This window comes from Nocardia farcinica (assembly GCF_029867845.1).
GTDB classification, from domain to species: domain Bacteria; phylum Actinomycetota; class Actinomycetes; order Mycobacteriales; family Mycobacteriaceae; genus Nocardia; species Nocardia farcinica_A.
The window spans coordinates 1-7,949 of record NZ_JARWRU010000520.1 but is presented as its reverse complement, the minus strand read 5'-3'; the positions used below and the strand labels follow the sequence as shown (position 1 = coordinate 7,949).

The window sequence follows — 7,949 nt, the reverse complement described above, 5'->3', positions numbered from 1 at the left end:
CCACGCCGCGCGGCGCAGGCCGCCGCCCGGCGGCGAGCCCGCACCCCCGCACCCCGGCCCCGGGCGTGCGGCGCGGCACGTGCGCGCGGGTGGCCGCGCCCGGCGCGCAACGATGGGCGGTGACGACCTCGGCCTCGGCGGGCCCGTACCAGTTGACCACCTCCGCGCCGGGGAACATCGCGGCGGCGGCGTCAACGGTGCGCTGCGCCAGCGCCTCACCGGCCACGAACACCCGCCGCACCGAAGGCCACGGCCCGGTGGCGGTCTCCAGCGCGACATCGAGCATGGAAGGCACGAAGTGGACGGTGCTGATCCGCCGCTCGGCGACGATTTCGGCCAGATAGCCGGGGTCGCGGTGCCCGTCCGGCTCGGCGACGACGATCCGCGCGCCGGTCTGCAAGGGCCAGAACAACTCCCACACCGCGATGTCGAAGGTGATCGGCGTCTTGTGCAGGACCGCGTCGGCGGCGTCGTGCGGCCACTGCCGTTGCGCCCAGGTCAGCTGGCTGACCGTGGCCGCGTGCGGGAGCGCGACGCCCTTGGGCGTGCCGGTGGAGCCGGAGGTGAACAGGACGTAGGCGGTGTGCTCCGGCCGCAGCGGGGCGCGCCGGTCGGCGTCGGAGAGCGGGGCGTCGGAGTACCGGGAGGTGTCGAGGGTGTCGACCCGTTCGGCGGGGCGGTCCTCGGGCAGATTCGCCGCGTCGGCGGCGGTGGTGAGCACCAGCGACGGGCGGGCCGCGTCCAGCACCCGGCTGATCCGCGCGCGCGGGTGTCCGGGGTCGATCGGCAGGAACGCCGCACCGGCCGCCACGACCGCGTACACCGCGACCACCAGGTCGGCGGACCGCCGGATCGCCACCGCCACCGTGCTTTCCGGCCCGGCGCCGCGCTCGGCGAGCAGGCGGGCGAGTCGGCGGACGCGCTCGGCGAACTCCAGGTAGCTCCACACCGTGCCGTCCGGGTGCACCAGCGCGGGCGCCGCCGGTGTGCGCGCCACCTGCGCCTCGAACAGCTCGACCAGGGTGCGCCGTGGCCCGGCGGGCGTCGAGGCGCCGTTCCACTGGTCGAGCAGCAGGTGGCGCTCGTCCTCGCCGAGCAGGTCGACCGCGCCGACGGCGGCGTCGGGGTCGGCGGCGAGGGCGGCCAGCACCCGGACGAACCGCTCGGCGAACCTGTGCGCCGACGCGGCCTCGAACAGGTCGGTGGCATAGGTGAGCCGCAGCGTCATGCCCGCGGGTTCGTTGTGGGCGCCGAACTCCTCGGTGAGCATCAGCAGCAGGTCGTAGATGACGGCGTCGGCGCCGGGATCGATGTTCTCGACGTCGAGCTCGGGCAGTTCGGCGCGGGCCCGCTCCATGTTCTGGTAGGCGAGCATGACCTGGAACAGCGGGGTGTGCGCGGTGGAGCGGACCGGGTTGAGCACCTCCACCAACTGTTCGAAGGGCACCGTGGCGTGGTCGAAGGCGTCGACGGCGGTGTGGCGCACCTGCTCGAGCAGTTCGCCGAAGGTGGTCTCCGGCCGCACCCGGCTGCGCATGACCAGGGTGTTGACGAACATGCCGACCAGCGGGTCGAGCCTGCGGTGGCCGCGGCCGGCGTGCGGGACGCCGACGGTGATGTCGTCGCTGCCGGAAAGCCGCGACAGCACCGCGGCGAGCGCGGTGTGCACCACCATGAACGGCGTGGTGGCGGTGCGGCGCGCCAGTTCCTGGACGGCGGCGTGCAATTCGCCGGGCACCGCCATCTCGACGACGCCGCCGCGCTGGCCGCGCTCGGCGGGCCTCGGCCGGTCGGTGGGCAGGTCGAGCACCTCGGGCGCCCCGGCCAGCCGCTCCCGCCAGTAGGCGATGTCGCGGGCGGTGCGCGAATCCGGGTCGTCGGGCGAGCCGAGGATCTCCCGCTGCCACCGCGCGTAGTCGGCGAACTGCACGGCCAGCGGCTCCCAGTCGGGCCGCTCGCCCCGTGAGCGCGCCCGGTAGGCGGTCACCAGGTCGGCGGTCAGCGGGGCGACCGAGAAGCCGTCGCAGCTGATGTGGTGCGCGGCGGCGGCGAGCACCCAGGATTCGTCGCAGAGCTGGTAGAGCGCCAGGCGCAGCGGCACAGCCTTCGTCACGTCGAAGCCGCGACCGAAGAACTCGGCGAGCTTGCGGGGAAGTTCGCGCTCCCCTACCGGTTCCGGCGTCAGATCCCACAGGTCGGCGATCTCTGCGGCGGCGAGCACCACCTGCGCGGGTTCGCCGTCGACGGCCGGGTAGACGGTGCGCAGGCTCTCGTGCCGGTCGACCACGTCGCCGACGGCGGCGCTCAGGGCGGGGAGGTCGAGGACGCCGTCCAGCCGGATCGCCATCGGCACGACATAGCCGGGAGATTGCGGCTCGAACTGGTTGAGGAACCACATGCGCGCCTGCGCCGGGGACAACGGGACCCGCTGCGGGCGCACCCGCGCGACGGGAGCGGGCAGGCCGGGCACCGACCGCAGGGCGGTGACGCGGTCGGCGAGATCGGCGACGGTGGGCGCCTCGAAGATCACCCGCACCGGGACGTTCACCTCGAGCACCTCGCCGATGCGGCTGAGCGCGCGGGTGGCCAGCAGGGAGTTGCCGCCGAGGGCGAAGAAATCGTCGTCGGCGCCGATGTCGGGCAGACCGAGCAGTTCGGCGAAGATCGCGGCCACCGTGCGCTCGACCAGTCCGCGGGGCTGCCGGTAGGCGGCGGCACGCGCGCCGGGCTCGGGGGCGGGCAGGGCCCGGTAGTCGACCTTGCCGTTGGCGGTGAGCGGGACGGCGTCGATCCGGGTGCACGAGGCGGGCACCATGTAGGTGGGCAGCCGGTCGAGCAGGAAACCGCGCAACTGACGGTCGTCGACCGGCGCCGAGGTGACGATGTGGGCGATCAGCCGCTGCTCGCCGTCGTCGGTGCGCACCTGCGCGATCGCGGCCTCGACCTGGTCGTGCGCGGTGAGGGCGGCCTCGACGTCGCCGAGTTCGATGCGCAGGCCGCGCAGCTTCACCTGGTTGTCGGCCCGGCCGAGATAGCGCAACCCGGTCTCGGCGTCCCAGCGCACCAGATCGCCGGTGCGGTACAGCCGTTCGCCGTGCACCGCCAGCGGGTCGGCGACGAAGGTGGCGGCGGTGAGGGCGCGCCGTTCGTGGTAGCCGCGGGCCAACTGCACGCCACCGAGGTACAGCTCGCCGGTGACGCCGGGCGGCACCGGGTGCAGGCGCTCGTCCAGCACCCGCACGAGGACCCCGGCCTCCGGCGTGCCGATGGGCACGGCGGCCTCGTCCGCGACGTCGACGCGGTGGGCGGTGACGCTGACCGCGGCCTCGGTCGGGCCGTACAGGTTGTCGATCGCGGCCGGACCGAATTCGGCGCAGCGCCGGGCGGTTTCGGCGGGCAGGGCCTCGCCGATGCACAACACCTGGCGCAGCGAGTCGCCGCTGCCCGGGGCGGCGACGGCCAGACAGGCGGCCAGCAGGGAGGGCACGAAATCGACCGTGGTGACCCGGTGTTCGGCGATGAGGCGGGCCACCGCGGCCGGGTCGCGGTGGTCGTCGGGGCCCGCCACCACCAGGGTCGCGCCGCAGGCGGGGGCGGCGAACAACTCCCACACCGACAGGTCGAAGGTGACGGGGGTGCGCCACAGCAGCACGTCGTCACCGCCGAGCCCGTAATGGGCGCACAGCCAGCGGATCTGGTTGACCACCGCCGCGTGCGGGACGGCCACGCCCTTGGGGACGCCGGTCGACCCGGAGGTGTAGATGACGTAGGCCAGATCGGCCGGGCGCAGCGGGCGGACGCGTTCGGTGTCGGTCACCGGTTCGGTGTCCGGCCGGTCGGTGGCGCGCACGTCGGCGGCGAGTTCGGCGAGCGGCCACACCGGGACGTCCTGCGGGAGGTCGGCGGCGTCCTCCGGCCGGGTGAGGACGGCGGCGGCCCCGGAGGTGGTCAGCACCGCGCGGACCCGCTCGGCCGGATGGTCCGGCTCGAGGGGCAGGTAGGCTGCGCCCGCCGCGTGGACGGCGTACAGGGTGGTGAGCAGGTCGACGCCGCGTCGCATGGACACCGCGAGGACCGTGCCGGGACCGGCGCCACGGGCGATCAGCGCCCGGGCCAGGCGGTTCACCGCTGCCCCGAACTCGCGGTAGTCGATGCGGGCGCCGCTCACGGCGTCGGCGAGGGCGGTGTTCGCCGGGGTGGCGCGCACCTGGGCGGCGAACAGGTCGGCGAGGGTTGCCTCGGCCGGCGGGGCGGTCGCGCCGCGCGAGCATTCGGCCAGTTCCCGGCGTTCGAACTCGGTGAGCAGGTCGATGTCACCGACCGGGCGGCGCGGGTCGGCGACGACCGCGCGCAGCAGGCGGACGAAGCGTTCCACGATCACCGCCGCCGAGGCCTCGTCGAACAGGTCGGTGGCGTAACTCAACTCGACCGGCATGCCCGCGGTCGCCGCGTCCGGGAGGTCGACCAGGCTCAGGTGCAGGTCGTATTTCGCCACACTCGGATCGGCTGTGCGCGCGGTGACCGTCAGGCCGGCCATGCGCACGGCCGGGATCTCGATGTTCTGGAACGAGAAACCCACCTGGGTCAGCGGTGCGTGCGCGGTGGAGCGCGGCGGGTTGAGGACCTCGACGAGCCGTTCGAACGGGATGTCGGCGTGTTCGAAGGCCGCCAGGTCCACAGCCCTGACCTGCTCGAGCAGACCGGCGAAGGAGGCCGCCGGCTCGACCAGGGTGCGCAGGACGAGGGTGTTGACTAACATGCCGACCAGGCCGTCGAGGCCGGGTTCGCCTCGGCCCGCGATCGGGGTGCCGACCGCGATGTCGCCCGCGCCGGACAGCCGGGCCAGGACCGCGGCGTAGGCGGCGTGCAGCACCATGAACGGCGTGACGTCGTGGGCGCGTGCCAGCGCCAGCACCGCGCGGTGCAGATCGGCGGGCAGGGTCGCGGTCAGCCGCGCGCCGCGGAAACTCGGCTGTGCCGGGCGCGGCCGGGCGGTGGGCAGGTCGAGCACCTCGGGCAGGTCGGCCAGGGTGGCGCGCCAGTAGTCGGTCTGCGCGACCGTCGGGCTGTCCGGGTCGTCCTCGTCGCCGAGCAGGTCGCGCTGCCAGAGCGTGTAGTCGGCGTACTGCACGGGCAGCGGCGCCCACGAGGGCGCGTCGCCTCGGGCGCGGGCCTCGTAGGCGGTGGCCAGGTCGGCGGCCAGCGGTGCGAGCGAGGAGCCGTCGAAGCCGATGTGGTGGACCACGAGCACCAGCACGTGTTCCTCGGGGGCGGTGCGCAGCAACGCGACCCGAAGCGGCACCTCGGTGGTGACGTCGAAGCCCTCGGCGGCCATGGCCGCGATGCGGTCCTCCAGTCCGGCCGCCGCGACGTCGGCCACCTCCGGCAGCGTCCCGGCCTCATCGGCGGGCACGATCGCCTGGTAGGGGCCGCTGTCGCTGTCGGGGTAGATCGTGCGCAGCGCCTCGTGCCGTTCGAGCACGTCGGCGACGGCGGCCCGCATGGCGGGCACATTCAGCGCGCCCGACAGGTGCACGACCAGCGGGATGTTGTACACCGCCGAATCGGCGTCGAACCGGTTGAGGAACCACATGCGGGTCTGCGCGGGCGAGAGCGGGATGCGCTCAGGGCGCGGCCGGGGCGTCAGCGGGGCCCGGTGGGCGGGCTCGCGCGAGCGCAGCCGGTCGGCGAGGTCGGCGACGGTCGGCGCGTCGAAGATCGTCCGCAGCGGCACCTGCACGCCGAAGGCGGCGCCGAGCCGCGCCGCAGCCCTGGTGGCCGACAGCGAATTGCCGCCGAGCTCGAAGAAGCTGTCCGCGACGCCGACCCGGTCGAGGCCGAGCACCGATGCGCACACCTGCGCCACCCGCCGCTCGACCTCGTCGCGCGGGGCCACGTACTCGCGGCGGGCGGTCCCGAACACCGGTTCCGGCAGGGCGGCGCGGTCGACCTTGCCGACCGGGGACAACGGCAGTGCGTCGAGGACCACGACCGCCTCGGGAACCATGTGGGCGGGCAGGCGCTGTGCGGCGTGGGCGAGCAGTTCCGCCGTGACGCCGCGCGCGAGAGTTCCGGCGGCGGCGTCGGTCTCGGCGGAGGTGTCCTCGGCCGCGCGGGTGGCGGCGTCGTCCAGCACGACATAGGCCGCGAGCCTGGCGCCCTGCTCGGCCGGGACGCCGACGGCGAGGGCGACCGACACCTTCGGGTGCGCGGCGAGGACCGCCTCGACCTCCCCGAGTTCGATGCGCTGGCCGCGGATCTTGACTTGGAAGTCGGTGCGGCCGACGTATTCCAGGGTGCCCTCACGGGTCCAGCGGACCAGGTCGCCGGTGCGGTACATCCGTGTGCCGGGCGGGCCGTAGGGGGCCGCGACGAAGGCGGTGGCGGTCGCGCCGGGGCGGCCGAGGTAGCCGCGGGCCAGTTGCACGCCGGAGACGTAGAGCTGGCCGGTGACTCCGGCCGGGACCGGGCGGAGCAGGCCGTCGAGGACCACCGCCCTGGTGCCGCGCACCGGTCCGCCGATGGTGACACGCTCCCCCGCCCGCAGCGGATCGCTGATGGCGACCATGATGGTGGTCTCGGTGGGGCCGTAGCCGTTGTGCAGATTGCGGCCGGGCGCCCACTCCGCGACGACCTCCGCGGAGACCGCCTCGCCGCCCGCCACGAGCACTCGCAGCGATTCCATGCCCGCCGGGGAGAGGGTGGCCAGCACGCTGGGGGTGATGAAGGCGTGCGTGACCCCGTGCGCGCGAACGAGTTCGGCCAGTTCCGGCCCGGCGAAGACCTCCGGCGGCGAGACCACGAGGGCGGCGCCGCAGGCATGGGCCATGAGCAGTTCCAGGACGACGGCGTCGAAGCCGGGGGCGGCCAGTTGCAGGACGCGGGCGCCGGCCTCCACCGCATAGCGTTCGCGCTGTTCGGCGGCGAAGTTGGCCAGGCCCTCGCTGGTCACGGCCACGCCCTTCGGCGCGCCGGTGGATCCCGAGGTGTACAGCACATAGGCGGTGTCGGCCACCCGCGACGGGCGGGTCCGCTCCGCATCGGTCACCGGCGCGGCCGGATGTCGCGCCAGCGTCGCCGCGACGGCGGGATCGTCGAGCACCAGAGTCGGCACCGGATCCGGCACCAGCTCGCCCGCCCCGATGACCGTCACGGCCACCGCGGCCTCGGCGTCGGCGATCATGAGCGCGACGCGCTCGGCGGGATTGCGGGGATCGACCGGGACGAAAGCCGCGCCGGATCGGGCCACGGCCCACATGGCGACGACGAACTCGACCGAGCGCGGCATGACGAGGGCGACGTGGTCGCCGGGACCGATGCCGCGCGCGATCAGTTCGCGGGCGAGCCGATTCGACGCGGTGTCCAGCGCACCGTAGGTCAGCGAGCGGTCGCCCGCGATCACCGCGACGGCCTCGGGGTCCCGCACCGCCAGCACCTCGGCCAGGACGCGGGCGGGCTCGGCGCGGCGCCCGGCTGCGGGCACCAGGCGGGCGCGCTCGGCCTCCGACAGCACCTCCACGGCGCCGACGCGGGTGCCCGGTTCGGCCACCAGCGCCGCGAGCACCCGGTTCAGGCGCGCGGCGAACTCCTCGACGGTGGCCTGGTCGAACAGGTCGGCGGCGTAATCGATGCGCAGCGGGATGTCCGAGCCCGCCGCCGCGTTCTCGGCGACGGTCACCACCAGATCGGTCTTGGCCGCCTGCGGGCCAGGGTCGAGGATCTCGACCGTGGCGCCGGACAGCTCGAGGCGCGGGCGCTGCATGTTCTCGAATGCCATATACACCCGCAACAGCGGGTGGGGCTCGCCGCGGCGGCGCGTATCTTGTTCGCCCGCTCCAAAGTCAGGCGCATGGATTCGCGGGACAGTCGCATAGCCGTCGCCACCTGCTGTTCGGTCATGGGGCGGTGCGGGCGGATGCCGTACACCGTCCCCTCGTCGTCGCTCACGA

At 74.4% G+C, this 7,949-nt stretch carries 1 protein-coding gene; it reads right to left on the bottom strand.

All coding sequences use genetic code 11. From position 1 onward, the window contains the following. Window positions 1-7,777, bottom strand: a 7,777-nt coding sequence (locus tag QH283_RS11295; RefSeq protein ID WP_280502963.1) for a non-ribosomal peptide synthetase, incomplete at its 3' end; no start/stop codon positions are given. Window positions 7,778-7,949 lie beyond the last annotated feature (172 nt).